At 37.1% G+C, this 25,473-nt stretch carries 24 protein-coding genes; 20 read left to right on the top strand and 4 right to left on the bottom strand.

Going from position 1 to position 25,473, the window contains the following annotated elements; genetic code table 11:
- Positions 1–51: 51 nt before the first annotated feature.
- Positions 52–2,664, top strand: coding sequence for an alanine--tRNA ligase (alaS, locus tag ACFSQ0_RS00955; RefSeq protein WP_379042843.1), 2,613 nt, complete (start codon positions 52–54; stop codon positions 2,662–2,664).
- A 30-nt stretch (positions 2,665–2,694) separates the two neighbouring features.
- Positions 2,695–3,651, top strand: coding sequence for a GSCFA domain-containing protein (locus tag ACFSQ0_RS00950; RefSeq protein WP_379042840.1), 957 nt, complete (start codon positions 2,695–2,697; stop codon positions 3,649–3,651).
- Here the strand turns inward: ACFSQ0_RS00950 and ACFSQ0_RS00945 are convergent.
- Positions 3,641–3,967, bottom strand: a complete 327-nt coding sequence (locus ACFSQ0_RS00945) for a rhodanese-like domain-containing protein (RefSeq protein WP_379042838.1) — start codon at positions 3,965–3,967, stop codon at positions 3,641–3,643. The genes ACFSQ0_RS00950 and ACFSQ0_RS00945 overlap by 11 nt on opposite strands.
- 189 nt (positions 3,968–4,156) lie before the next feature.
- On the opposite strand from ACFSQ0_RS00945, the gene ACFSQ0_RS00940 reads away from it, so the two are divergent.
- Positions 4,157–4,765, top strand: a complete 609-nt coding sequence (locus tag ACFSQ0_RS00940; protein ID WP_379042835.1) for a DUF4230 domain-containing protein — start codon at positions 4,157–4,159, stop codon at positions 4,763–4,765.
- Here ACFSQ0_RS00940 and ACFSQ0_RS00935 read toward each other — a convergent pair.
- Positions 4,762–6,504, bottom strand: a complete 1,743-nt coding sequence (locus ACFSQ0_RS00935) for an aromatic amino acid hydroxylase (RefSeq protein ID WP_379042832.1) — start codon at positions 6,502–6,504, stop codon at positions 4,762–4,764. The two genes, ACFSQ0_RS00940 and ACFSQ0_RS00935, sit on opposite strands and share 4 nt — an antisense overlap.
- A 121-nt stretch (positions 6,505–6,625) precedes the next feature.
- Here ACFSQ0_RS00935 and ACFSQ0_RS00930 point away from each other — a divergent pair, with 121 nt between their 5' ends.
- The 13 genes from ACFSQ0_RS00930 to paaZ all read left to right on the top strand — a co-directional run bounded on the left by ACFSQ0_RS00930 (position 6,626) and on the right by paaZ (position 19,374).
- Positions 6,626–7,213: a TetR/AcrR family transcriptional regulator gene (locus ACFSQ0_RS00930; RefSeq protein ID WP_379042829.1), complete on the top strand. Its 588-nt coding sequence runs from the start codon at positions 6,626–6,628 to the stop codon at positions 7,211–7,213.
- A gap of 93 nt (positions 7,214–7,306) precedes the next feature.
- On the top strand, positions 7,307–8,380 hold the full coding sequence (locus tag ACFSQ0_RS00925) for a 2Fe-2S iron-sulfur cluster-binding protein (RefSeq protein WP_379042826.1): 1,074 nt from the start codon (positions 7,307–7,309) through the stop codon (positions 8,378–8,380).
- Between the two features lie 75 nt (positions 8,381–8,455).
- Complete coding sequence (gene paaA, locus ACFSQ0_RS00920) at positions 8,456–9,412, top strand: 1,2-phenylacetyl-CoA epoxidase subunit PaaA (protein WP_379042823.1); 957 nt, start codon at positions 8,456–8,458, stop codon at positions 9,410–9,412.
- 158 nt (positions 9,413–9,570) lie between these two features.
- Positions 9,571–9,873, top strand: a complete 303-nt coding sequence (paaB, locus tag ACFSQ0_RS00915; RefSeq protein WP_147861523.1) for a 1,2-phenylacetyl-CoA epoxidase subunit PaaB — start codon at positions 9,571–9,573, stop codon at positions 9,871–9,873.
- Positions 9,874–9,934: 61 nt separating this feature from the next.
- The gene (gene paaC, locus ACFSQ0_RS00910) at positions 9,935–10,714 is read left to right on the top strand and encodes a 1,2-phenylacetyl-CoA epoxidase subunit PaaC (RefSeq protein WP_379042819.1); all 780 of its coding nucleotides are present in this window, start codon (positions 9,935–9,937) and stop codon (positions 10,712–10,714) included.
- A gap of 45 nt (positions 10,715–10,759) precedes the next feature.
- Positions 10,760–11,260 carry a 1,2-phenylacetyl-CoA epoxidase subunit PaaD gene (gene paaD, locus ACFSQ0_RS00905; RefSeq protein WP_379042816.1) on the top strand — a complete coding sequence of 167 codons (501 nt, stop codon included), beginning with the start codon at positions 10,760–10,762 and terminating at the stop codon, positions 11,258–11,260.
- Between the two features lie 151 nt (positions 11,261–11,411).
- Complete coding sequence (locus tag ACFSQ0_RS00900) at positions 11,412–12,194, top strand: enoyl-CoA hydratase-related protein (RefSeq protein WP_379042813.1); 783 nt, start codon at positions 11,412–11,414, stop codon at positions 12,192–12,194.
- A gap of 34 nt (positions 12,195–12,228) precedes the next feature.
- Positions 12,229–13,401, top strand: a complete 1,173-nt coding sequence (locus ACFSQ0_RS00895; protein WP_379042810.1) for a 3-hydroxyacyl-CoA dehydrogenase NAD-binding domain-containing protein — start codon at positions 12,229–12,231, stop codon at positions 13,399–13,401.
- Between the two features lie 12 nt (positions 13,402–13,413).
- Positions 13,414–13,842 carry a hypothetical protein gene (locus ACFSQ0_RS00890; RefSeq protein ID WP_379042808.1) on the top strand — a complete coding sequence of 143 codons (429 nt, stop codon included), beginning with the start codon at positions 13,414–13,416 and terminating at the stop codon, positions 13,840–13,842.
- 8 nt (positions 13,843–13,850) lie between these two features.
- A complete protein-coding gene (locus ACFSQ0_RS00885; protein ID WP_379042805.1) occupies positions 13,851–14,273 on the top strand; it encodes a hotdog fold thioesterase in 423 nt (140 codons plus the stop codon).
- A 191-nt stretch (positions 14,274–14,464) separates the two neighbouring features.
- Positions 14,465–15,331, top strand: coding sequence for a KPN_02809 family neutral zinc metallopeptidase (gene ypfJ / locus ACFSQ0_RS00880; protein WP_379042802.1), 867 nt, complete (start codon positions 14,465–14,467; stop codon positions 15,329–15,331).
- A gap of 204 nt (positions 15,332–15,535) precedes the next feature.
- Positions 15,536–16,741: an acetyl-CoA C-acyltransferase gene (locus tag ACFSQ0_RS00875; RefSeq protein ID WP_379042799.1), complete on the top strand. Its 1,206-nt coding sequence runs from the start codon at positions 15,536–15,538 to the stop codon at positions 16,739–16,741.
- Between the two features lie 122 nt (positions 16,742–16,863).
- Positions 16,864–19,374, top strand: a complete 2,511-nt coding sequence (paaZ, locus tag ACFSQ0_RS00870) for a phenylacetic acid degradation bifunctional protein PaaZ (protein ID WP_379042796.1) — start codon at positions 16,864–16,866, stop codon at positions 19,372–19,374.
- Positions 19,375–19,448: 74 nt separating this feature from the next.
- Here the strand turns inward: paaZ and ACFSQ0_RS00865 are convergent, their stop codons facing one another.
- Positions 19,449–21,587: a S46 family peptidase gene (locus ACFSQ0_RS00865; protein WP_379042793.1), complete on the bottom strand. Its 2,139-nt coding sequence runs from the start codon at positions 21,585–21,587 to the stop codon at positions 19,449–19,451.
- Positions 21,588–21,777: 190 nt separating this feature from the next.
- On the opposite strand from ACFSQ0_RS00865, the gene ACFSQ0_RS00860 reads away from it, so the two are divergent.
- Genes ACFSQ0_RS00860 through ACFSQ0_RS00850 form a run of 3 tightly spaced genes read left to right on the top strand, consistent with a single transcriptional unit; the run spans position 21,778 to position 23,588 of the window.
- Positions 21,778–22,527, top strand: coding sequence for an enoyl-CoA hydratase/isomerase family protein (locus tag ACFSQ0_RS00860; RefSeq protein WP_379042790.1), 750 nt, complete (start codon positions 21,778–21,780; stop codon positions 22,525–22,527).
- A gap of 52 nt (positions 22,528–22,579) precedes the next feature.
- Positions 22,580–22,948: a four helix bundle protein gene (locus tag ACFSQ0_RS00855; RefSeq protein ID WP_379042787.1), complete on the top strand. Its 369-nt coding sequence runs from the start codon at positions 22,580–22,582 to the stop codon at positions 22,946–22,948.
- Positions 22,949–22,988: 40 nt separating this feature from the next.
- Complete coding sequence (locus ACFSQ0_RS00850) at positions 22,989–23,588, top strand: acyltransferase (protein ID WP_379042784.1); 600 nt, start codon at positions 22,989–22,991, stop codon at positions 23,586–23,588.
- Here the strand turns inward: ACFSQ0_RS00850 and ACFSQ0_RS00845 are convergent.
- On the bottom strand, positions 23,585–24,151 hold the full coding sequence (locus ACFSQ0_RS00845) for a GNAT family N-acetyltransferase (protein ID WP_379042780.1): 567 nt from the start codon (positions 24,149–24,151) through the stop codon (positions 23,585–23,587). The two genes, ACFSQ0_RS00850 and ACFSQ0_RS00845, sit on opposite strands and share 4 nt — an antisense overlap.
- A gap of 80 nt (positions 24,152–24,231) precedes the next feature.
- Here ACFSQ0_RS00845 and ACFSQ0_RS00840 point away from each other — a divergent pair, with 80 nt between their 5' ends.
- Positions 24,232–25,395, top strand: coding sequence for a dicarboxylate/amino acid:cation symporter (locus ACFSQ0_RS00840; RefSeq protein ID WP_379042777.1), 1,164 nt, complete (start codon positions 24,232–24,234; stop codon positions 25,393–25,395).
- Positions 25,396–25,473 lie beyond the last annotated feature (78 nt).

Raw genomic sequence — 25,473 nt, 5'->3', positions numbered from 1 at the left:
ACATTGTTTCAAAAGTACGCTAAAAATTATAAGCCAAGAGCAGCCAAGCCTATGAAATCACAAGAAATACGCAGTAGATTTTTAAACTTTTTTAAATCGAAAAATCACGAGATTGTACCCTCTGCACCCATGGTGATGAAAGATGATCCTACTTTGATGTTTACCAATGCAGGGATGAATCAATTTAAAGAGTATTTTCTAGGTAACGCCACGGCCAAGTATACACGAATTGCCGATACGCAAAAGTGCCTTCGGGTAAGCGGTAAGCACAATGATTTAGAAGAGGTAGGTAAAGATACTTACCACCATACTATGTTTGAGATGTTAGGTAATTGGAGTATTGGTGATTATTTTAAAGAAGATGCAATTGCTTGGGCTTGGGAATTTTTAACCGTTGAATTGAAAATAGCACCCGAGAATTTATATGTAACTGTTTTTGAAGGCGATAAGGAAGATCAAATTCAAAAAGATGAGGAAGCTTTTAATTTGTGGAAAAAACATATTGCTGAAGAGCGTATTTTGCTAGGCAATAAAAAAGATAATTTTTGGGAGATGGGTGATCAAGGTCCTTGCGGACCTGCCTCAGAAATTCATGTAGATATCCGATCGGAGGAGGAAAAAGCCAAAATTCCAGGCAAAGATTTGGTGAACCAAGATCACCCTCAAGTAGTTGAAATTTGGAACTTGGTTTTTATACAGTATAACCGAATGGCTAATGGTAGCCTTAAAGAGTTACCCGCAAAGCATATTGATACAGGAATGGGTTTTGAGCGCTTGGCGATGGTTATGCAAGGCAAGCAATCTAATTACGATACGGATGTATTTATGCCCATTATTCAAGAAATTGAAACCATTACTGGTGCAACCTATCAAAAAACGGAAAAGACAGATATTGCCATCAGAGTAATTGCAGATCATGTTCGAGCGGTTAGTTTTGCTATAGCCGATGGACAATTGCCCAGCAATAATGGTGCTGGTTATGTAATACGAAGAATTTTGAGAAGGGCTATTCGTTACGGATTTACCTTCTTAAATACCAAAGAAGCTTTTATCTATAAATTGGTAGCCGTGATAAGCAACCAAATGGGAGATACTTTCCCAGAAATTAAAAAGCAACAACACTTGTGCGAAAACGTCATTAAAGAGGAAGAGAATTCTTTCTTAAAAACTTTAGATCAAGGCTTAAATCTGTTGGAAAGTATTATCAATAGTGCGCAATCAAAAGAGATTTCGGGTAAGAAAGCTTTTGAATTGTACGATACTTATGGTTTTCCTATAGATTTAACCGCCCTAATTTTGGAAGAAAAAGGGCTGAGCCTTAATATTAATGAATTTGAGAGCGAGTTGAGTAAACAAAAAGAACGTTCGCGCTCTGCTGCACAAAGTACTGCAGGTGATTGGGTTATACTTAGGCAAGATGATGAGGAGGAATTTATTGGTTATGACTACCTAGAAACACAAGTTAAATTAACCCGTTACCGCCAAGTTGAAAGCAAAAAAGATGGAAAATTATTTCAATTGGTTTTTAATCTAACGCCTTTTTATCCAGAAGGTGGAGGTCAAGTTGGTGATAAAGGTTACCTTGAAGAGCCAAATGGAAACCTTACTTATATAATTGATACTAAAAAAGAGAATAATTTAATTATTCATATCTCTAAGCACTTACCGCAAGATCTGCATGCTACCTTTACTGCAACGGTAAATAATCAACATAGATTAAATGCAGCTGCAAACCATAGTGCAACACATTTATTGCATCAAGCATTAAAAAATGTGTTAGGCGATCACGTAGAGCAAAAAGGATCTTTGGTACACCCTGCTTATCTAAGATTTGATTTTTCTCATTTTAGTAAAGTAAGTCACGAGCAATTAGAAGAGATTGAACAGTTTGTTAATGCGCGTATTTACGAAGAACTCGATTTAATTGAAGGTAGAAATGTACCCTTTGCTCAAGCGGTTGAGCAAGGAGCTACGGCGTTATTTGGTGAAAAGTATGGAGATACCGTGCGAACAATTCAATTTGGTAATTCTTTTGAACTTTGCGGAGGTACTCACGTTTCAAATACAAGTCAAATTTGGCATTTCAAAATAGTATCAGAATCAGCGGTGGCTGCTGGGGTTAGACGAATTGAAGCCATTACTCTAGATGCGGCAAAAGACTTTTTAAACGAGCAAAGCAATCAATTTAACGCTTTAAAGCAATTGGTGAAAAACAGCAAAGAACCTTTAAAAGCTGTTGAAAACCTTCAAAATGAGAATGCCCAACTTAAAAAGGAGATTGAGCAGCTTAAAAAGGAGAAAGCAGCAGCAGCAAAAACAAACCTAAAAGCCGCTCTGCAACAAGTAAATGGTATTAATTTTTTAGCTACTACTGTAGATTTAGATGCTGCGGCGATGAAAGATTTATCTTTTCAACTGGCAGGAGAAGTTGAACAATTGTTTTTAGTGCTTGGATCTAAACAGAATGGTAAAGCCTTATTGTCTATTTATATCGATAAAAAATTAGCCGAAGAAAAAGCGCTAAATGCCGGAAAGATTATTCGAGACTTGGGTAAGTTTATCCAAGGAGGTGGTGGTGGTCAAGCCTTTTTTGCTACCGCTGGGGGTAAAAATCCATCAGGTTTAGCAGAGGCTTTATCCGCTGCAAAAACTTACATAGATTAGCCGTGAGTATTGTCGGTAAAATATAATGCCATGAAACTACAGACCCCAATCAGTATTTTAGCGCAGCAACCAAAAATTGATTATGGCTCTAAAATACTGTTTTTGGGTTCGTGTTTTTCCGAAAATATAGGGCTTCAGTTTGATCGTTTTAGGTTTCAAAACCTTCAAAATCCCTTAGGTGTTTTATTTCATCCTTTTGGTATTGAAAAATTGCTCTTAAGGGCCACACAAAACGATTTATTTACCGCGCAAGATGTTTTCTGTTATAATGAAACTTGGCACTGCTTTGAGGCGCATAGTAGATTGAAAAGTACGCAATCACAAGATGACTTGTTGTTAAAATTAAATTCGGCACTTAGGAACACACAAGAATATTTGCAAAACTCCACTCATATTGTGATTACCTTAGGTTCAGCTTATATTTACCGTCATCTTGAGAACGATCAATATGTGGCCAATTGTCATAAAGTACCCCAAAAGTGCTTCGCAAAATCTTGTGTTAAATCTGAAGCCATTTTAACCAGTCTCAAACGCATAATGAATTATTGCAATGCCATCCGTAAAGATGTAAAAGTAATATTTACGGTTTCGCCAGTAAGGCACATGAAAGACGGTTTGGTTGAAAATAATTACAGTAAAGCTCAATTAATAACAGCCATACACGATTTGCTGCCAACTTGGCCACAGGCTTCGTATTTTCCGTCTTATGAAATTATGCTAGATGAATTGAGAGACTACCGCTTTTACTCAAATGACATGCTTCATCCATCGTCGCTGGCAATAGAATATATTTGGGAGCGTTTTATGCAAACTTGGATAAATCCTAATGCATTTGAGACCATGAAAAAAGTAGATTCAGTACAAAAAAGACTTGAGCATAAAGCTTTTAATCCTCAAAGTAAACAGCATCAAAACTTTTTACAAAAACTTAAACAAGACATTGAGGTTTTGCAAAACCAATATGCTTTTATGCGTTTTACGAATTGAGTAGCGTATATAATTTATGCCAACCGCCACCATTTATACATTCAATGCCTTTGCTTTTTAAAATCCCTGCCGCACTCCCAGAGCGCATACCGCTAGCACAACAGGTAATAATCGGTTTGTTGTAATTTTTGATCTTTTGAATATGTTGACCGATTTGCTGTAGCGGAATATTTTTCGATCCTGGAATAGCACCATTTGCATATTCGCCCGCCGAGCGGACATCAATTATTATAGCGCCACGTGATTTAAAATCTTGAATCATTTTACTTTTGTTACCGAATAATAAATTTAAAATACCCATTTCTTTTTTTGTCAAAGTAAAACAATGTTTCTCTTTATGCTGGTAACTTAAGTTACTTAACTTTTATCTTTGTTTAGAGCTTAGAATTTTATCCGATATTAATAAATTTGGACGTTTTGTAATTAATTGGTCCACTATAGTAAATCGTGATTGCTTACATGGTTAGTTGTAGTCTAAATTTGTATTTTAGAACTAAAATTGGCTATGAGAAAATTTATATTTGGTTTTTTGTTTAGTGGCATTTTGCTTCTTGGGTTTTGGTATTTTAAAACTCAAAAAGACCAAAAATTAGAACTGTTACAAACCAGTCAACTACTTGAAAAGCAAATAAAAAATGTGACCAAGCTTATAGTTACCGAAGGCAACTATGCACAAATTTACACTTATGAATCGAGTAAAGATGTGTTTTTGGGTATAGAAGCGCGTAAAAAAGCACTCGTAGCCGTCAATGCGAAAGCTACCGTAAGCTATGACTTGAACCAACTTTCTTATGAAGTAAACCCCAGAACGCAAGTGTTGCGTATAACCCGTATACCAGAACCTGAATTAAGTATTTATCCCGATTTTGATTATTATGATATATCTGCAGATTATCTTAATAAATTTGAGGCAAAAGATTACAACACCATAAAAAAACGTATAACCCGTAAACTGCAAAATGAAATTGAAGCATCAAGCCTAATGAGTAACGCAGATGAGCGATTAATTAACGAGTTGCAAAAGATTTTTGTATTAACACAAAGTCTAGGTTGGACTTTAGAGTACTACAAACAGCCCGTACAATCGGCTAAAGAGCTAGAAATACTTTTTTAAATCAAGCCCATGCCATCTTCAATAAGATGTTTAATTTGTGGACGTTTTACCTTCAATTCATTTAAAGCATCAAGAGCATGGTTTTTTAAGATGTTATTCTTAAGCTGCTTAGCAAGCTCATAAATTTCTAGGGGTAGCAACCAATCTAAAGGGTAATCTTGTCTTAGGTTTTCTAAAATAAGTAATAGTTGCACTTGTTCTTCTCCTGTCTCTCGTATATTTCTTACTTTTTGATATAATTGCTCTAGCTCTATTTGCGCTTTAGATTTTTTAAAACCTTTTGGTGAAGTAGAGAGTTCGTGAATTGTTGCCTCAAAAGAATAGGGGTCTGCTGCTCCAGCAAAAGCAGAAACCACCTTTTTACCAACGGCCAAATAAAAGTCGCCGTCTTTTGGAGCAAATAAAATTTCATCTCCATAGGTGACGGTGCAATCTGTAAATTGAATTAGTATAAGTTCACCTTTTAAATTTCTAATACCCGTAACATTAAGTCCTTCAACAACGATTCCACTTTCAAAAGTAAATTCAATTCGTTTGTTGTCGTAAAAATTGTAGGCTTTTAAATCACGCGGTCCCATATTTTCTATGGATAAATTAATACCTTTTAATTTGCCAATAGGAGATCTAAAACCATTGTGGTGAGTGTTAATGCCGTGGCCTATTAATTCTTTATCACGATTGGCTAGAGCTGTAGGGCCTTGGGTTTCAAAATATACAACTTCGTTTTCTTCATTTTTTATCATTCGGGTAAAGGTTCCTGAAACTTGAATTCCGGTACTCAATTCAATTGTTCCAATTGATTTTGAGTCAATTAGACGTTTTAAGCCTCTGTGGCCTCCTTTTCTCAATGCCATGCCATCAGCAAATTCTTCTAAAACCTCGGCCAAATAGGCGAAATCTGGCGTAATATAAAGTTGTGGTTGAGGTTTTGTAATGTCGAAATCTTGCTTGGCGGCTTCAATAGAATACGGTATCTTTTTTACTTCAGGTTGCATACAACTTTTGCTTTCTCCAATAGAAGACAGAAGTCCGGCTCCGTAAATTTTAGGATTATCTAGGCTGCCAACTAGGCCGTATTCAACGGTCCACCAATGCAGGTTTCTTATTTTTGCAATTTCAGAAGGCTCTACTTTTTTCTTTTGTAGTTGTTCTACTTTATTTTCGGCTTCTTTTATCGCTTCCGCGGAAGCGTAATCACTTTCTTTTAAAATAGATAAGTCGCGCACCGCATGGTACATTTCCATATCGTGTGCAGAAGCAATGGCTTTGCTGCCTATAGCTCCAAAACGTCTTAAATATTCTGCGTAATCGGGGCTCGCAATAATTGGTGCGTGTCCTGCACCTTCGTGGATAATATCTGGTGCGGGAGTGTATTCAATATTTTCTAATTGTCGTATCTCTGAGGCGATAACCAACACCTTGTAAGCCTGAAACTCCATAAAAGCATTGGGAGGTATAAAACCATCAACGGCAACAGCCGCCCAACCAATATCTTTTAAAATGCGATTCATGCCATACATACTTGGAATTTCATCGATAGAGATTCCTGTCTTTTTCAATCCGTCTAAATAAGAAGAATGGGCTACTTTACTTAAATAATCAACATTTTTTCGCATAACATAACGCCATACCGCTTGGTTAATAGGAGTGTAAGATTCATAATTTTGTGGTTTTATGAATTGTTTTAAGTGAGGAGGTAAGGCCTCAATTAAGGGATTACTTTGGTACGTATCGGCCATGATGATATACTTGATTTATCTACAAAGATAATTCTCTGTGGGAGCCAACAAATTTTAAAAGTATAAATTTGTGTCTCTTAATTCAAATTAAAATGCTGTTCGTAAAAATTTCGAGCCATTTGTGATTAATATAAAGATGACACCTATTACTAGAAAGCAAGAAATAATTAATACAGCCGCCTTGTTGTTTAAAGAAAAAGGTTTTAATGCCGTTTCTATGCGTGATTTAGCTCAAGAAATGGGAATTAAAGCAGCTAGTATATATAATCATTTGCCTTCTAAACAAAGTATATTGGGTGCCATAATTTTTGAAGTGAGCGTAGAATTTACTAATCATATTAATTCAGTTTTTGATGAATCTCGGCCAATCTTGCAAAAATTAGAAGCTATAATTACCATGCATATTGATTTGACACTTGAGAAAAGTGAGTTTTTGGCTTGTATGAATAACGATTGGGTGCATTTAAATGATGTTGATAAGAAGCAATACATAAAAATGCGGAACGCATACGAAGAGAAATTTAGAACATTACTACGGCAAGGTATACGAGAAAAGGCGCTTAAGCCAATTGATCAAGAAATTATGCTTTTCTCTATTTTATCAACCCTACGCACTTTTTACTTATGGTACGCCAAACACAAAATGTTAGATTTTGAGAAAGTGAAAAGAGATTTGTGCACCACTTTGCTAATGGGTATTCGTAGTTAAAGTATTGCAAACTAGAGTCTTGTTAAATTAATTGACGAAATTTGCATACAAAACTAACAATCGTTAGTTTTGTGAGGAAGATTAAACCTAGATATGGCAAAATTTCACAAATTAAAGGTAAAAGATATTTATAAAGAAACATCAGATTGTAGTGTAGTAACATTTGATGTTCCCGAGGAGTTAAAAACAGAATTTAAATTTAATCAAGGTCAGCATTTGACCTTGAAAAAAAATATTGCTGGTGAAGATGTGCGACGTTCATACTCGCTTTGTTCTAGCCCTGTTGAACAAGAATGGCGTGTAGCCGTCAAAGAAATACCTACTGGTGTTTTTTCTACTTATATCAACCAGGAGTTAAAAATAGGAGATGAACTTGAGGTGATGGCGCCTAGCGGTAAATTTGGTGTTTCGGTACAAAAAGAAAAGGCTAAGAATTATTTGTTTTTTGCTGCCGGAAGTGGAATTACTCCAATTTTATCCATGATTAAGTCGCACTTAGCACTAGAGCCAAACTCCACCTGTAAACTGTTTTATGTAAACAAAACCGCAAAATCAATTATTTTTAAAGAGGAGTTAGAGCAATTGCGTAATGAATATTTTGGACGGTTAGAGATTTATTACTTCTTAACACAAGAACGCAGAGATATCGAGTTGTTTAACGGTAGGTTTAACGATGAGAAAATGGCGGTTTTGACACGCACTTTTATTGATATTCCAGACACAAGTGAGGTGTTCTTATGTGGTCCAGAAAGCATGGTGAATTATGTAAGTGATTATTTAATCAAAGCTGGCTTGCCAAAAGAATTAGTTCACTTTGAGCTGTTTGTAAGTGGTCTTTCAGAAGAGGACATCGCACGTGCCAAACGCTTAGCTAAAAGAAATGTAGAGGGAACACAGGTTACCATTGTCGATGGAGGTAAAGAATTTAGTTTTACCATGACACAAGAATATGATAACGTGCTTGATGCGGCATTAGGAGCAGGGGCCGATTTACCTTTTGCTTGTAAAGGAGGGGTTTGTAGTACTTGCAAATGCCAAGTTTTAGAGGGAGAGGTTGAAATGAAAATTAATTATGCCTTAGAAGAAAATGAAATTCAACAAAACTTAGTGTTAAGTTGTCAAGCCGTACCCAAGACTAAAAAGGTAAAAGTAGATTTTGACGTATAAACCATCTTTACACAAAACCAATAAAGTTTGTAATTTGTTGCAATAATTACTATCTTCTTAACTAAAAAAAGGATTATGAGCGAAAAGGAAATTAAAAATTTAGAGGCTATTTTTGAAGCTAAAATAGCCCGTGACGAAAAGATAGAGCCTAAAGACTGGATGCCAGAGAAGTATAGAAAAACACACATAAGGCAAATGTCTCAACACGCCCACTCAGAAATTGTAGGTATGCTACCCGAAGGAAATTGGATTACAAGAGCACCTTCGTTAAGAAGAAAAGTGGCTCTGTTGGCCAAAGTGCAGGATGAAGCTGGTCACGGATTATACTTATACAGTGCAACCGAAACTTTAGGTATTTCTAGGGAAGAACTTTATGAGCAATTACACTCAGGTAAAGCAAAATACTCTAGCATATTTAATTACCCTACCATCACCTGGGCAGATATAGGAGCTATTGGTTGGCTGGTAGACGGTGCAGCCATTATAAACCAAGTTCCGCTTTGTAGTACTTCCTTTGGTCCTTATGCAAGGGCTATGGTGCGAGTATGTAAAGAAGAAAGTTTTCACCAAAGGCAAGGCTACGAGATTATGCTTACATTGGCTAATGGTACACCAGAGCAAAAAGAAATGGCTCAAGATGCATTGAACCGTTGGTGGTGGCCTAGTTTAATGATGTTTGGCCCAACAGACGATATGTCTACCCATACCGAGCAGTCTATGAAGTGGAAATTGAAACGTAAAACAAACGATGAATTGCGCCAGCAGTTTATTGACCAAACTGTGCCACAAGCCAATATCTTAGGTTTGTCTATTCCTGATCCAGATTTAAAATGGAACGAGGAGCGTGGTCATTATGATTTTGGTCCTATAAACTGGGATGAATTTTGGCAAGTAGTAAAGGGCCACGGACCCTGCAACAAAGAACGCTTACAAACCCGTGTTGACGCTTGGGAAGAAGGTGAATGGGTGCGAGATGCTGCAATGGCTTATGCCGAGAAAAAAGCAGAAAGAAAAGTGAAGCAAGCTGGATAAAATTTAATGAGCTAAGCTTAAAGCGGATTTTTACAGGTTGGTAAAAAAAGACACCTTAGTAGAACAATGTAAAACCCTCGGGGTTAAACTAGTTTTCAAATTAAAGAAACGCAAGTTTTTTTCGCTTAATAATAACTTTGATTACATAAAAAATAAATATGTCAGAAAGTAAAAACAATAAAAAAAACTGGCCTCTTTGGGAGGTTTTTGTACGCAGTAAAAACGGATTAGAACACCGCCACTTTGGTAGCTTGCACGCAGCCGATGCAGAGATGGCACTTGAAAATGCGAGAGACGTGTATACACGAAGAAATGAAGGTGTAAGCATTTGGGTAGTGGAGTCTAAGAACATTACAGCTTCAAACCCTAAAGACAACGGAGAGTTGTTTGAACCAGCCTCCGATAAAGTTTACAGGCATCCAACTTTTTATGATTTACCAGATGAGGTAAAACATATGTAGACTTTTACGGGTGAAATCCGCGAAAGCTAAATAAAAATCAATTTTTAGATAATTGAAAATCATGAGTTTAAAAAAACATGACTTCCGTGAAAACGGAGATAAAATAGATTACATACTTACCATTGCAGATAATTCATTAATCTTAGGGCAAAGAATGGGAGAGTTAACTGGGCACGGTCCTACCTTAGAGGTAGACATAGCTTGTACCAATATCGCTTTAGATTTGTTTGGGCAGGTAAGAAGTTATTTTCAATATGCTGCACAGCTAGCTGAGAAATCGTGCACAGAAGATGATTTAGCTTTTTTAAGAACCGAGCGCGAGTACAAAAATGTGCTCTTAGTAGAGCAGCCCAATACTAATTTTGCGTATGTGATAGCCAAACAATTTTTATTTGATCATTATCATTTTTTGTTTTTAAACGAACTGCAAAACAGTAACGATGCAACACTAAGCGCTATTGCTAAGAAAAGTATTAAAGAAGTAAGCTATCATAAGCGATTTTCATCTGACTGGGTGTTGCGATTAGGCGATGGTACATCGGTAAGTAAAGAAAAAATTCAGAAGGCTATTAATGATTTATGGCCTTTTACTCAAGAGCTTTTTGAGCCAAATGAAGCCGAAGAAAAAGCGGTTGAATTGGGATATGGAGTCGATATTGCAAAGCTGCAAGAGGAGTACAAGCAAGCTGTAGAGAAAGTTCTAATAGAGTCGACTCTAGAAGTGCCAGTTTTTGAGTTCTATCAGCGTGGGGGTAAAAAGGGGGTGCACTCAGAGCATATGGGTTACTTATTGAGCGACATGCAATATATGCAACGAACTTACCCAGGTATGAAATGGTAACTAATATTTTAATGAATAATTTTTAGCTAATCAATTGGTGTAGTTTTGCAACAAGAATCAGTTTACATAGATCCAATTTTAGAGCCTATTTTGCGGCAGGTTCCAGACCCAGAAATACCAGTTTTAAGTATTTTAGATTTAGGAATGGTTCGTGAAGCCCGGTTAAAAGATAAGGCCGTTGCAGTGAAACTTACCCCAACTTACAGCGGTTGCCCTGCTATGGATGTTATTGGCGATGATATTAAAAAGGCGATTGAGGATGCAGGCTATGTTTGCGATGTAGAGCTGGTCTTATCACCGGCTTGGAGTACAGATTGGATTACCCCAGAGGGGCGTAAAGCTTTAGAAGAATATGGTATCGCTGCGCCTTTAGATGCTTCGGCAGATAAGCGTGCGCTCTTAGGAGAAGAAAAATTAGTAAAATGTCCCCAATGTCAATCTAAGAACACCCATTTGGTAAGCCAATTTGGTTCAACAGCTTGTAAAGCACTTTTTAAATGTGATGATTGCCGAGAGCCATTTGATTATTTCAAATGCTTGATATAAAACTGGCTTTGAATAAATGTTAAGCTAATTTATTTTTACCTTGTTTACCAGATTATCAAAAATTGGGCGACAATTTAAAATAAATTTTCACGGTACCTAATCCCAATAGAAATAAAATAAAATTAAAGAAAAATATAAAATAATACCATTAATGAGTCAAACCATTCAAGTAGATATAAAAGACAGAGTAGCTACCATTAGGCTAAATAGGCCAGAAGTTTTTAATAGTTTTAATCGAGAAATGGCATTTGCTGTGCAGAGTGAATTAAAAAACTTTGCTACAAATCCAGATATTCGCGCTATTGTGTTAACCGGTTCAGGAAAAGCTTTTTGTGCTGGTCAAGATTTAAAAGAGGTGACAGATCCTAGTTTAAACCCTGGTTTTAAAGCTATTTTAGAAGAGCATTACAATCCTATTATTCAACTTATTCGCGAGACGCCTAAACCAATTTTAGCTGCTGTAAATGGTGTTGCCGCTGGAGCTGGAGCCAATATTGCTTTAGCTTGTGATATTGTGGTGGCCTCAGAACAAGCTGCTTTTATTCAGGCTTTTAGTAAAATAGGCTTGATACCAGATTCAGCTGGTACATTTTTCTTGCCGCGTTTAATTGGCTTTCAAAAGGCTTCTGCATTAGCTATGCTCGGCGATAAAGTAGATGCTCAAGAGGCCGAACGTCTTGGGATGATTTATAAATATTACCCTACCAAAGATTTTGAGGATGAAGTAAATAAACTTGCAGTAAAATTGGGAGACATGCCAACAAAGGCTTTAGCATTGACTAAAGAAGCTTTGAATCACGCATTGGTGAACAACTTAGATGAGCAACTGGCCTTAGAATCGCAGTTTCAGATAGAAGCGGCTTCTTCTCAAGACTATACCGAAGGGGTAAGTGCCTTTGTGCAAAAAAGAAAACCAGAATTCAAGGGGAAATAACCGAATTTTTTAAATCCGTCTAAAAAGAAATAAGATGAAAACAGCTGTAATAGGAGCAGGAACCATGGGTAGCGGAATAGCTCAAGTGGCAGCTACTGCCGGAAACAAGGTGTTACTTTACGATACAAAATCAGAAGCTTTAGAAGCGAGTAAAACCAAACTTGAAAAAGTACTGAATCGATTAATTGAAAAAAATAGAATCGATGATACCGAAAAAAGGCGCATCCAACAGAATATAACCTATGTTACTCACTTAAAGGATTTAGCTGAAGCTGACTTAACTATTGAAGCCATTATTGAAAATTTAGACATCAAACAAAAGGTCTTTCAAGAGTTAGAAACGTACCAGTCAGACAACGCAATTATTGCTACCAATACTTCTTCGCTTTCTATTGCGTCTATCGCTTCGGCTTTAAAAATTTCTGAACGTGTAATAGGAATACATTTTTTTAATCCAGCCCCTCTTATGCTCTTGGTAGAAATTATTCCAGCTGTACAAACCTCGAATTCAGTAAAAGAAAAAGTGGTTAAGACTATTAAAGATTGGGGCAAGATTGGTGTGCTGGCCAAAGATACCCCGGGTTTTATAGTTAATCGCGTGGCAAGGCCATTTTATGGTGAGGCACTTCGGATTTACGAAGAAGGTAAAGCCGATTTACTCGAAATTGATCACGTAATGAAAGATTTGGGTAAGTTTAGAATGGGACCCTTTGAACTGATGGATTTTATAGGGCACGATGTGAATTACACCGTTACCGAAACCGTTTTTAAAGAATTTTATTTTGATCCGAGATATAAGCCTTCGTTTACACAAAAAAGACTAGCCGAAGCCGGTTACCTGGGAAGAAAAACAGGAAAAGGCTTTTATACTTATCAAGACGGGAAAGCCCTCGAGAAAGAAAATCAAAACATCAACCTTAGTGATGATACGGCACACTACATTTTTAATCGTATATTAGTAATGCTAATAAATGAAGCGGCAGATGCATTGTTTTTAAATATTGCAACGGGAAAAGATATAGACCTTGCCATGACAAAAGGCGTGAACTACCCCAAGGGACTACTATCTTGGGCAAACGAAAAAGGAATAGCTTGGTGTGTTAAACAATTAGACGCACTGTATGATGAATATCACGAAGACCGATATCGTTGTAGTCCTCTGCTAAGAAAAATGGCAAAACAAAATGAAAATTTTATATTAACCTAAAGAATTAGAGGTATGAAAAGAATCATTAGGAACATTTTGGCGGTTATCATAGGTGCCCTTATCGGTGGTATTACCAATTCTGCAATAATTTATTTAGCACCATCACTAATCGAATATCCGGCTGGTGTAGATACCACAACCGTAGAAGGCTTAAAAGCCGCGGCAGATTCCTTGACTGCTAAACATTATTTATTTGCATTTCTAGCTCATGCCTTGGGTACTTTAGTAGGTGGCTTTTTTGCTGCCTTATTGGGAGTAAAAAAAGAAGCCTTATTAGCCCTGATTGTGGGAGGCTTTTTCCTAATAGGAGGTATTGTTGCTAGTTTTATGATTCCAGCACCAACTTGGTTTATTTTTCTAGATTTACTGCTAGCTTATATACCTATGGCTTGGTTGGGTTATAAAATTAAAGTATCTATCATCAACAACAAAATGGGCTAAAATATTTTATGGGTAAATCCGATGATAAGGCGAAGCAAATACCTTATAAAATGCTAGAGAACGATGCCTACAGTAAGTGGTTAGGCATTCAAATTCTTGACGTAAAAGAAGGCTATTGCCAATTAAAAATGCAAATTCGTAAAGACATGCTTAACAGCATGAAAAAAGCCCACGGCGGTATAACTTACGCTTTAGCAGACACCGCTTTCGGATTTGCTTGTAATACGTATGGTAAAAAAGCGGTATCAATAGAGAGTTCTATCAACCACATCGAGGCGCTAGAAGAGGGCGATATTCTCATTGCAGAGTCAGATGTAAAGAGTCAAAAAAATAAGCTCGGCTTCTATATTGTTGAAATAAAAAAAGACAATCAATTGGTGGCCCTTTTTAAAGGAGTCACTTATAGAACAAATGTAGACTGGGAAATATAAAATAAGCTTTTGGGCGCGACCCCTTAAAAGAAAGGGGTCGGGCTATACGCTATATTTTTTTTGCAAAAACCTTTTTGTAATTCATTTAACCAGTAGTAAGCAAAAAAAGATGCCGCTGCTATCCCTCGCGCAAAGAAGATTAACTGTAAATATTCACTATATTTATTGAAAACAAAAATAAATTTTCAGTTATGAAATGGAAAGGAAGACGCAAAAGTAATAATTTAGAAGATCGTAGAGGTATGAGTGGCAAAGGTAAAATTGCCGCGGGAGGTGGTTTAATTGCAATTATCGTCGTATTACTTCAGGTTTTTGGCGGAGAAACTGGTCAAACTGTCGCACCCGTATTAAATCAACTCAACACCAATAACGCATCACAACAGGTTGTTGAAAGAGAATTAACCGACCAAGAAAAGGAATTAGGCGATTTCATGGCAACCATTCTTGCCGATACAGAAGATGTGTGGACACAGATTTTTCGCCAAAATAACATAGGAGAATATCAAAAGCCAAAAATGATTTTGTTTAGCGATGCGGTACAAACAAAATGTGGTAATGCAACCGCTGCAACCGGCCCGTTTTATTGTCCAGCCGACAAAAATGTGTATATGGACCTTACTTTTTTTAATGAATTATATACTCGTTTCGGAGCAAAAAGAGGTGATTTTGCTATGGCTTATGTCACGGCTCATGAAATTGGTCATCACGTTCAAACCCTTTTAGGAACCTCGCAAAAAGTGCGTCAAGCACAACAAAATATGAATACTGTAGAAGCCAATAAACTGTCTGTAGCCCTCGAGTTACAAGCCGATTTTTATGCAGGTTTATGGGCGCACTATAATCAACAATATTTAGAAAAAGGCGACATAGAAGAGGCTTTAAGTGCTGCACAAGCCGTGGGCGATGACGCTATCCAAAAAAGAGTGCGTGGTTCGGTAAACCCAGATACTTTTACGCACGGCACCTCTAAACAAAGAATATATTGGTTTCTAAAAGGTTTTCAATCGGGCGATATGAAGCAACATAACACTTTTGAAGCGCTTAATATTTCCAATTAAATCATATAACAAGTAAATTTTTTTATATCTTAATTCAATTTTGGTTTGTTTTTTAAATAGTTAATGCTGAGTTGTTCTTAATTTTAAGGGTAACTAAAATAATGGGTAGCTCTAAGATTTTAACCCAATTATATAAACTACTCGGTTTAGTGTGTCTATTCCTAAGTTTTATTTATTTTTAAAACTTTAAATAAAAATATACCTATGAGCAGTTATATAATAGATGGAATAAGAACCCCTATAGGAAATTATAAAGGAGCACTTTCGCCAGTACGTACAGACGATTTAGGTGCTTTAGTCATCAAAGAGGTGGTTCGTCGCAATCCAAACATCCCTAAAGAAGCGTACGCCGATGTTATTTTAGGTTGTGCTAATCAAGCTGGAGAAGATAATAGAAACGTAGCTAGAATGTGCGCCTTATTGGCAGAATTACCTTATAGCGTTCCAGGTGAAACAGTAAATCGTTTATGTAGTAGTGGTTTGTCAGCAATTATTCACGCCCATCGAGCCATTCATACCGGTGATGGAGATATTTTTATAGCCGGAGGCTTAGAGCATATGACTCGTGGCCCTTATGCTATAGCCAAACCTTCTAGTGCCTTTGGAAATGATGCAAAAATGTATGACACCAGTTTTGGTTGGCGGTTTGTTAATCCGAAATTACATGAGATGTACGGTACAGATGGGATGGGGCTTACCGCCGAAAACTTAGTTGATAAGTACAAAATTGCACGTGAAGATCAAGATGCGTTTGCCTATTGGAGTCAAATGAAAGCAACCGAAGCTCAAAAAAACGGACGTTTGAGTAAAGAGCTTGTTACGGTAGAAATTCCGCGTCGTAAAAAAGACCCTATTTTATTTAATCAAGATGAGTTTGTAAAACCTACCACCACAAAAGAAATTTTGGCTAAGCTTAGACCTGCCTTTAGAAAAGAAGGAAGCGTTACCGCAGGTAACTCCTCTGGTCTTAATGACGGTGCTGCAGCAACAATCATTGCATCGAGCAAAGCCGTAGAGCAATATGGTTTAAAGCCAATGGCCAAAATTTTGAGTTCGGCAGTTGTTGGAGTAGAACCTAGAATCATGGGTATTGGTCCGGTTCAGGCTTCAAATAAAGCGCTTGAGAAAGCAGGCCTCACCATGGATGATATGGATGTGATTGAATTGAATGAGGCTTTCGCCGCTCAAGCACTAGCTTGTATACGAGCTTGGGGATTAAAAGATAACGACCCAAGAATTAATCCAAATGGAGGTGCTATAGCTTTGGGACATCCACTTGGGGTCACAGGAGCTAGATTGGCCTATTCGGCAGCGTTAGAACTTCAATTAACCGGTAAAAAATATGCCTTAATAACTATGTGTGTAGGGGTAGGACAGGGATATGCAGCGGTTATCGAAAATGTAAGTTAGCGTTAAAGGCGAATTAAAGTCCTAAAAATTAATAAGTAACAAAAAAATAAGGCTTAATAATAGTACAATATGTTTAATGTCTTTACGGATTGCAATCCGTAAAGGAGAGAAAAAAGATTGACATGCAAAAATTAGAAAGTTATATAGAAGGGAAATGGGTGGCCGGTTCTGGTGAAGGAGTGCCTATGGTTGATGCCGTTTCGGGCGAAACCATTGCGCTTAGTGATACCAGCGGTTTTGATTTTGAAAAGGTTCTACAATACGGGAGGAAACAAGGTGACACTTTGCGTAGAATGACTTTTCAAGAGCGAGGCAATATGCTAAAGAAGCTAGCCCTACATCTTACAAAAAAGAAAAAACAATTTTACGAAATCAGTTATAAAACCGGAGCAACTAAAATAGATAGTTGGATAGATATAGAAGGTGGATTTGGTAATTTATTTGCCAATGCTTCTTTGCGAAAAGTTTTTCCGAATCAAGCATTCGATGTCGAAGGAGATCCTATAGATTTATCAAGAGGTGGCCGTTTCATGGCGCATCATATTTTAGTGCCTAAAGAGGGAGTAGCGGTTCATATTAATGCATTTAATTTTCCTGTTTGGGGAATGTTAGAAAAATGTGCCGTAAACTGGATGGCCGGTATGCCTGCTGTGGTAAAACCGGCAACCAATACTGCGTTTTTAACCGAGGCTGTGGTGCGCGAAATTATTCAGTCGGGTATTTTACCAGAAGGTTCGCTGCAGCTTATTTCGGGTTCTGCCCGATCTATTTTAGATACAGTAGAATCGCAAGATGTGGTTACTTTTACAGGTTCTGCCGATACCGGTAGAATGCTAAAATCTCATAAGCGTTTGTTGCAAGAGTCAGTTCCTTTTAATATGGAAGCAGATTCTTTAAATGCTTCTATTTTAGGAGAGGATGCAGTGCCAGGAACACCTGAATTTGATTTGTTTATTAAGGAGGTGCGTAATGAAATGACGGTGAAGTGCGGACAAAAATGTACGGCTATACGCCGCGTTATTGTGCCAGAGAAACTGGTTGAAGATGTTCAAATTGCCTTGGGTAAAGCGCTGAGTAAAGTAACCATAGGAGACCCAAGACTTAAAGAAGTTCGTATGGGAGCTTTAGTGAGTAAAGATCAAGTGCAAGAGGTGCGCGAACGCGTTCAAGATTTAAGTCAGACAGCTTCATTGGTTTATGGAGATTTAGAGCATATTGAAACTATTGGTGCCGACGCTAAAAAAGGAGCTTTTATGTCGCCTATTCTTTTAAGAGAAGATAAACCATTGCAGAACTTAGCCGTGCACGATACAGAAGCCTTTGGCCCGGTTAGCACTATTATGCCGTACAAGAATTTAGACGAAGCCATTAAGCTTTCAAAAATGGGTAAAGGTTCATTGGTAAGTTCTATCGCAACTAATGATGACCAAGTAGCGCGTGACTACACGGTAAAAGCGGCAACCCATCACGGAAGAATCTTGGTTATTAACCGTGAAAGTGCAAAACAAAGCACGGGGCACGGTTCGCCCTTGCCTATGCTAGTTCATGGTGGACCTGGTAGAGCTGGAGGTGGTGAAGAAATGGGTGGTAAGCGCGGTATTAAGCATTATATGCAGCGTTGTGCTATTCAAGGTTCACCAACTACTTTAACAGAGATTACAGGAATTTATCAACCAAAGGCAAAGTACAAGGAGGCTGAGAAGCATCCGTTTGCATACCATTGGGAAGATATCAAGCCAGGGATGTCTTTAAAGACGCATAATAGAACCCTTACGGATACCGATATCGTTAATTTTGGTAATCTTACTTGGGATCATTTTTATGCCCATACCGATATAACTTCTTTAGACGGCAGTATTTTTGAACAGAGAACGGCACACGGTTATTTTATTATATCGGCGGCAGCTGGCTTATTTGTTTATCCAAATAAAGGTCCTGTGGCGGCAAATTATGGCTTAGAGGAAATTCGCTTTTTAAGACCTATGTACCATAATGATACGATTCAAGTCCGCTTGACGTGTAAAGAAAAAGTAGATCGAGATCAAAAAGGGAAAGAACTGCCTAGCGGAATTGTAAAATGGTATGTAGAAGTATTTGACGTGAATGCAGTTGAGGAGGAAGATAAATTGGTCGCAATTGCTACCATTTTAACGATGGTTCAGAAAAAGCAAAACCGTTTTGTTGAGGTAAACGAGAACAGTATTGTTTCTGCATTGGCAAAATTAAAAGAAGATACTCCCGCTGCTTGGGGTATGATGACTCCCCAACATATGCTGGAGCATTTAGAAATGAGTTACCGTATCGCTGCGGGCCAAATACAAGATTTTGAAATTGTAACACCATTAGAGCATATTGAAAAAGTGCAAGAAACGCTATGGAATTATCAGCCAATGCCTAAAAACTATGATTTCCCGTTGTTGCCAAAAGATAAATTAGCCGACTTGAGGCATGAAAATTTAGATACAGCTAAAAAGCAGTTGCTTGAGGCTAGGAAGGCTTATTTGCAATTCTTTAGAGAAAACCCAAATGCAACCACCAAAAATGCTGTTTTTGGGGAGTTATCAAAGTTTGAATGGGAATTATTAGAGCGTAAGCATATTAATCACCATTTTGAGCAATTTGGTTTATGGTAAACTAAAAATTAAGCATGAAAAAAGCCGCTATTTTTACATAGCGGCTTTTTAATTTTTGTGATTAAAAGATTAAATTACTTAACTAAAGTTAATTCATCTATCAAATGAGTTGCTCCTGCATATTTGTCTATTAAAAATAGTACATAGCGAATATCTACACTTATGGTACGTTGTAATTTATCATCAAAGATTACATCACCGGCCATAGCTTCGATATTACCGTCAAATGCAAGACCAATTAATTCACCATTACCATTTAGTACGGGAGAACCAGAGTTTCCACCAGTAATATCATTATCGGTTAGGAAATTAACGGGAAGGTATCCATCTTTATCAGCATACTGTCCAAAGTCTTTTTTCTCATACAACTCGATAAGTTTTTTGGGCATATCAAATTCTTCGTCACCAGGCTGATACTTAGCCACGGTACCTTGTAAGGTGGTGTAGTAGTTTTTCTTAGCATCGTTGGTTTTGTCTTTAGGTAAAGCGATTACCTTTCCGTAAGTTAAACGCAAAGTGCTATTGGCATCTGGATAGTATTTTTTATCTGGATTTTGCTTACGCATACCCTGAATCATTAAGCGATAAGCCTTCTGATACTTATCTTCCCAAGCCTTCTCTTCATCGCTTTTTGCGCGGTAGCGGTTCAATAGGGCAGTTGATAATTGATACAATTCATCTTGTGCTAACATATCGGCATCGGGGTTATTCATAAAAGCTGTAAAAGCTTCTTGAGATCTAAAAATACTTTCTTTAGCAATAGCATCTACATAAGCTTTCCAATCGGCTAAACTGCTATGCTTAGCGTCTAAATCTTTTACCATTGGTGCAATATCACTTGCTTTCTGGCTGTAAAGATGCAATTGAGTTGCTAAAACATCTTTTTCTAATGGTAAGTAAAGACCATCATATAAATTTTCGATTTCGGCTTCTAATCTCGGTTTTAATTCGGCTTGCTTCGCTTCGTTTTGTGAGCTAAAGTATTCCATAGTTCTACCTAGTCGATAAGGTAAAGTAGCTATTCTTGTTCTTAACAATAGCATCAAATAATTATCGTGTTCGCTAGCTTTATTAGTACGCTCATAGTAAGCGTTAATAGTAGGCATCACATCCTTATACTTATTTGTAGCTTGCTTATTGGCCCATTTCTGGAACTTTTTCTCGGCTTTACGTTTACTTTTGGCGGTTTTGTGCTTTTTTAAAGCATCGATCATTCCTTGCCTGTTTTTCCAATAATTTGCAATACCGGCATAGGCAGAAGCATAATCTAAATTTACCTGTTGTTTTTTATCCATGTATTTCTTCATAACATCCATAGATGTTTTTGAAGCTTCTACCCATGCAGGATAAGCATACTCTACATTTTGCTCAATTCCTGCAGCTGGTTTCCAACGATTTGTTCTTCCTGGGTAACCCAAAATCATAGCAAAGTCATTTTCCTCAAATCCTTTTAGGCTAGTAGGTAAGTGATATTTAGGTTTTAAGGGTACATTGTTTTCAGAGTACTCAGCAGGATTTCCGTCTTGGTCGGCGTATACGCGAAATAAAGCAAAATCACCGGTATGTCTTGGCCACTCCCAGTTATCGGTATCGCCTCCAAATTTACCAATGCTTTTAGGAGGAGTACCTACTAATCTTACATCATTGTAATCTTGGTAAACAAAATAGTAATATTCATTACCACTATAAAAAGATTTAACCGATACGGTGTATTTACCACCCTCGTTATTTTCTTGCTGTATTTTAGCCATTTCTTTATTAAGGGCAGCTTCGCGCTCATCTTCGCTCATGTTTTCATTAACCTGAGCCAGCATACGCTCGGTCACATCATCCATTCGTACAAAGAAACGAACCGAAAGGTTGGCAGGCTTTAACTCCTCTTTAAAGGTTTTAGCCCAAAACCCGTTGTTGAGGTAATCATTTTCTTCTGTTGACAGTTCGGCAATATTACCGTAACCACAGTGGTGATTGGTAAGCACTAAACCTTGATCAGAAATAATTTCGGCAGTACAACCGCCTCCAAACTGTACAATGGCATCTTTTAAGCTATTGTTGTTGATACTATAAATCTCTTCTGGAGTTAATTGTAGTCCCATTTTTTGCATATCAACGTAGTTTAAACGCTCAATATGCATTAAAAACCACATCCCTTCATTAGCCCGCATAGGTAGAATGAAAGTGGTAAGCAGTAAACATAAAATCAGTTTTTTCATGAAATCAATGTATATTAAAATTAAAAATTAGTAAACGTATTTTAAAATTTGGTAAAGATACTGGTTTATGCCTAGTATGACTATTGGTACATTAAAAAGTTTAATTCTTGAACTTTTTTTTCATTTTCTGATTTGTATTTAGTCAAGAATTTTGAAATGCTTATTTTTGGAACAATATAAAATTTTTAAAATGGAAGCATACGTAAAGACTAATATACAAGACCAAGTTGCCACTATTGAGTTTTTTCATCCGGCACACAATAGTTTACCTGGAGATATCTTATCTCAATTAGCAAGTAGTATAACCCAAGCTGGGGAAAATGACGAAGTTTTAGTTATTGTAATTAAATCTGGCGGCGACCGTACCTTTTGTGCTGGAGCGAGTTTTACAGAATTAATTAGCATCGCCGATGAAAACGAGGGGGAGAAATTCTTTATGGGTTTTGCAAATGTAATTAATGCTATGCGTAAATGCCCTAAATTTATCATTGGTCGTGTACAAGGAAAAACTGTAGGCGGTGGTGTTGGACTGGCAGCAGCTATGGATTATTGCATGGCAACTAAATACGCCGCCATAAAATTAAGCGAGTTGAATATAGGTATAGGGCCATTTGTGGTAGGTCCGGCAGTAGAACGTAAACTGGGTCTAAGTGGCATGTCTCAAATAGCTATTGATGCTAATTCTTTTTACTCTCCTGAGTGGGCCAAGCAAAAAGGATTATTTACCCAGGTGTTTGATTCTACCGAAGAATTAGATGAGGCGGTTATGGCGTTTGCTAAAAACCTTTGTAATTATAATCCAGAAGCTGTGAAAGAAATGAAACAAATGTTCTGGAGAGGTACAGAAGATTGGGATCAATTATTAAATGAACGGGCAAAAATTAGCGGTCGTTTAGTATTATCAGATTTTACAAAACAGAAATTAGAGAAGTATAAATAAAACCTGAAATTTTAGAGATGAGAGGTGAGACGTGAGAAAAAAGTTAAGTAGTATGAGGAGGCAATATCATTTCAATTTTGAAGATTTAAAAGTTTATCAAAAAGCGATGGAGTTTGGCGAGTCTGTTAATAATCAAGTTGAAAATTTTCCAGATCATGAAATTTATAAATTATCTTCTCAATTTATTAGAGCGGCAGACTCAATAGCTTTGAATATAGCTGAAGGTTCTGCAAGTACAGACCCGAATTTTATTCGATATTTAAAAATGGTGTGGGATAGTTCTCACGAATGTGTAGCCATATCAACAAAAGCTAAAATAAGAAGTTATATCACTTTTAGAGAAGTTGATGAAAATAAAAAGCAGATTACAGAAATTTCTAAGATGATTTCATCCTTGATTAAGCATCTAAAAAACAAGTGATCAACTCACCACTCACCTCTACTAACTTACATACTAAACTATGATTTACAAATTCAAAAACCATATTCCTGTAATTCACGAAAGCAGTTTTGTGCACCCGCAAGCTGCGGTAACAGGTAATGTGATTATTGGTAAAGATTGCTATATAGGTCCGGGTGCCGCCATTCGGGGCGACTGGGGCGAAATTATTTTAGAAGACGGCGTTAATGTACAAGAAAATTGTACAGTGCATATGTTTCCTGGTAAAAGCATTCGATTAAAGAAAGGGGCTCATGTAGGCCACGGAGCCATTATTCACGGAGCTAATTTGGGTGAGAATTGCCTTATCGGAATGAATTCGGTTATCATGGATGATGCCGAAATAGGAGATGAATGTATTGTTGGCGCAATGGCATTTATCAAAGCTGAAAGCAAAATACCAAAACGTAGCTTAGTAGTAGGAAACCCTGCTAAAATACTCAAAACAGTTTCTGATGAAATGATTGCCTGGAAAACGGCCGGCACAAAATTGTACCAAAGACTGCCTGCAGATTGTCATGAAAGTTTAGAAATCGTTGAGCCTTTAAGAGAAGTTCCTAAAAACAGGCCGGTTCAAGAAAATTTTTATGAAACCCTTCAAGAAATGAAAAAACGAGATTAGTGCAAGGCCTTTTTTAAGTAGTAATATTCATGTTCGCCAAGATGAACGGTATGGTCTAATTTAAAACCAAGACGCTCATACAATCTTTTTGCCTTTGGGTTTTCTAAATCAACCAAAAGTCCAAGATGTTTAAAAGAATAATCTCGAGCATAAGATTCGGCATATTTAATAAGTTCACTTCCAATTTTTTGACCGCGGTAATCGGGGTCTACACTAATGGAATCTAAATAAAAATGCCCAGCTTGAGTTTCAGGAGTTAGCGTGTTGTTGAAATTGTACTCTAGAGCGAGGGTGTTGACTAATTTTTTTTGCCATGCTTTGTGCTTTTTACCGTCATATGCGATTAAAGCGCCTACTAGCTTATCACCTAAAAAAGCCAGAAATGTGTTGCGATAGCTGTACAGGCTATCTTCTTTTTGAAATTCTTGAATTAAAAATTTCTTAGCCTCTCCTTTGTCTTCTTTCCCTAAATAATAATAAATAAGCTCATCCATGGCATGTAAAATCAAAACAGAAGTAGCTAAATAATAATTTGGTGTAGCTTTTTTTATTATGAGAGACATAATTATAAGTGTAGAGGGTGTATTATACGCTGCCAAGGTAATATATTTGAGCACTTCAAATTGTTTATAAATTGTTAATCATGATAAAAAGAATTCTTAGTAGTCTACTTTTTAAAGTTATAGTAGCTATTATTTTAGGTTTATTAATGGGTTTGTTTTTACCTGAATGGGTCAATCGAGGTCTTGAAACCTTTAAACAGTTGTTTAGTGAGTTCCTAGGCTTTTCGATTCCTTTAATTATATTAGGTTTAATCATGCCAGCTATTGCAGATCTAGGTAATGGAGCCGGTAAATTACTTTTAACAACAGCCGCTTTGGCCTACGGTTCTACTTTGTTTTCAGGTTTTTCTACCTTTTTTGTAGCTTCAAATATTTTTCCCTCCATTATTGAACCACAGAATTTAAATACGGTTGAAGAAAACGCGGTACAGCTCATTCCTTATTTTAGCATAGGAATTCCGCCATTTCTTGATGTCATGACAGCTTTGGCCCTAGCTTTTCTAATTGGTTTAGGATTGGCACCACTGGGAAATTCAAGCTTAAAGCGGATTACTGTAGACTTTCAGAAAATTATTATGATGCTTATTGAGAAAGTGATTGTTCCTCTACTGCCATTATTTATTTTAAGTATTTTTTCAGCGATAGCTTACAAGGGGCAGGTTGCTTCAGTTTTAGGCGTTTTTGTAAAAATAATAGGGGTGATATTTATATTACACATTCTGCTTATGCTGGTTCAATATGTAATTGCTGGTTTATTCACCAAAAAGAATCCAATTAGAGCACTGCTAAATATGATGCCGGCTTACTTCACCGCTTTAGGAACACAATCTTCTGCAGCAACTATTCCTGTAACCTTAAAGCAAGTAGAGAAAAACGGAGTGTCGGCTAAGATTGCCAATTTCGTAATTCCCTTAGGGGCAACTATTCATTTGGCGGGGAGTACCATGAAAATTGTTGCTTGCGCCATTGCATTAATGCTTATGCAAGGCTTAGATTTTAATTTCGGAATGTTTGCCGGCTTTATAATGATGCTGGGAATTGCAATGGTGGCGGCACCAGGTGTTCCTGGAGGAGCTATTATGGCAGCAATAGGAATTTTGCAAACCATGCTTGGCTTTGATGCAGAAGCCCAAGCTCTAATGATTGCGCTATATATAGCTATGGATAGCTTTGGTACCGCAGCAAACATTACGGGAGACGGCGCTATAGCTATGGTAGTTGATAAAATACTGAAGAAATCTTAAATTTGATTTACGCTTATAAAAAATAACCCCCGAAAATTTCGGGGGTTATTTTTGTTAGATCAATTTTGTCTAAACCGA

It is taken from the genome of Mesonia sediminis (assembly GCF_042684705.1).
Taxonomy (GTDB): domain Bacteria; phylum Bacteroidota; class Bacteroidia; order Flavobacteriales; family Flavobacteriaceae; genus Mesonia; species Mesonia sediminis.
Note: the sequence above shows the minus strand (reverse complement) of the source record. Positions and strands in the feature narration are given on the sequence as shown.

Excerpts from the sequence above, each read along its gene's own strand:
- alaS (WP_379042843.1), top strand. The coding sequence starts at position 52 with ATGAAATCACAAGAAATACGCAGTAGATTTTTAAACTTTTTTAAATCG.
- ACFSQ0_RS00950 (WP_379042840.1), top strand. The coding sequence starts at position 2,695 with ATGAAACTACAGACCCCAATCAGTATTTTAGCGCAGCAACCAAAAATT.
- ACFSQ0_RS00940 (WP_379042835.1), top strand. The coding sequence starts at position 4,157 with ATGAGAAAATTTATATTTGGTTTTTTGTTTAGTGGCATTTTGCTTCTT.
- ACFSQ0_RS00935 (WP_379042832.1), bottom strand. The coding sequence starts at position 6,504 with ATGGCCGATACGTACCAAAGTAATCCCTTAATTGAGGCCTTACCTCCT.
- ACFSQ0_RS00925 (WP_379042826.1), top strand. The coding sequence starts at position 7,307 with ATGGCAAAATTTCACAAATTAAAGGTAAAAGATATTTATAAAGAAACA.
- paaA (WP_379042823.1), top strand. The coding sequence starts at position 8,456 with ATGAGCGAAAAGGAAATTAAAAATTTAGAGGCTATTTTTGAAGCTAAA.
- paaB (WP_147861523.1), top strand. The coding sequence starts at position 9,571 with ATGTCAGAAAGTAAAAACAATAAAAAAAACTGGCCTCTTTGGGAGGTT.
- paaC (WP_379042819.1), top strand. The coding sequence starts at position 9,935 with ATGAGTTTAAAAAAACATGACTTCCGTGAAAACGGAGATAAAATAGAT.
- ACFSQ0_RS00900 (WP_379042813.1), top strand. The coding sequence starts at position 11,412 with ATGAGTCAAACCATTCAAGTAGATATAAAAGACAGAGTAGCTACCATT.
- ACFSQ0_RS00895 (WP_379042810.1), top strand. The coding sequence starts at position 12,229 with ATGAAAACAGCTGTAATAGGAGCAGGAACCATGGGTAGCGGAATAGCT.
- ACFSQ0_RS00890 (WP_379042808.1), top strand. The coding sequence starts at position 13,414 with ATGAAAAGAATCATTAGGAACATTTTGGCGGTTATCATAGGTGCCCTT.
- ACFSQ0_RS00885 (WP_379042805.1), top strand. The coding sequence starts at position 13,851 with ATGGGTAAATCCGATGATAAGGCGAAGCAAATACCTTATAAAATGCTA.
- ypfJ (WP_379042802.1), top strand. The coding sequence starts at position 14,465 with ATGAAATGGAAAGGAAGACGCAAAAGTAATAATTTAGAAGATCGTAGA.
- ACFSQ0_RS00875 (WP_379042799.1), top strand. The coding sequence starts at position 15,536 with ATGAGCAGTTATATAATAGATGGAATAAGAACCCCTATAGGAAATTAT.
- paaZ (WP_379042796.1), top strand. The coding sequence starts at position 16,864 with ATGCAAAAATTAGAAAGTTATATAGAAGGGAAATGGGTGGCCGGTTCT.
- ACFSQ0_RS00865 (WP_379042793.1), bottom strand. The coding sequence starts at position 21,587 with ATGAAAAAACTGATTTTATGTTTACTGCTTACCACTTTCATTCTACCT.
- ACFSQ0_RS00860 (WP_379042790.1), top strand. The coding sequence starts at position 21,778 with ATGGAAGCATACGTAAAGACTAATATACAAGACCAAGTTGCCACTATT.
- ACFSQ0_RS00855 (WP_379042787.1), top strand. The coding sequence starts at position 22,580 with ATGAGGAGGCAATATCATTTCAATTTTGAAGATTTAAAAGTTTATCAA.
- ACFSQ0_RS00850 (WP_379042784.1), top strand. The coding sequence starts at position 22,989 with ATGATTTACAAATTCAAAAACCATATTCCTGTAATTCACGAAAGCAGT.
- ACFSQ0_RS00845 (WP_379042780.1), bottom strand. The coding sequence starts at position 24,151 with ATGTCTCTCATAATAAAAAAAGCTACACCAAATTATTATTTAGCTACT.
- ACFSQ0_RS00840 (WP_379042777.1), top strand. The coding sequence starts at position 24,232 with ATGATAAAAAGAATTCTTAGTAGTCTACTTTTTAAAGTTATAGTAGCT.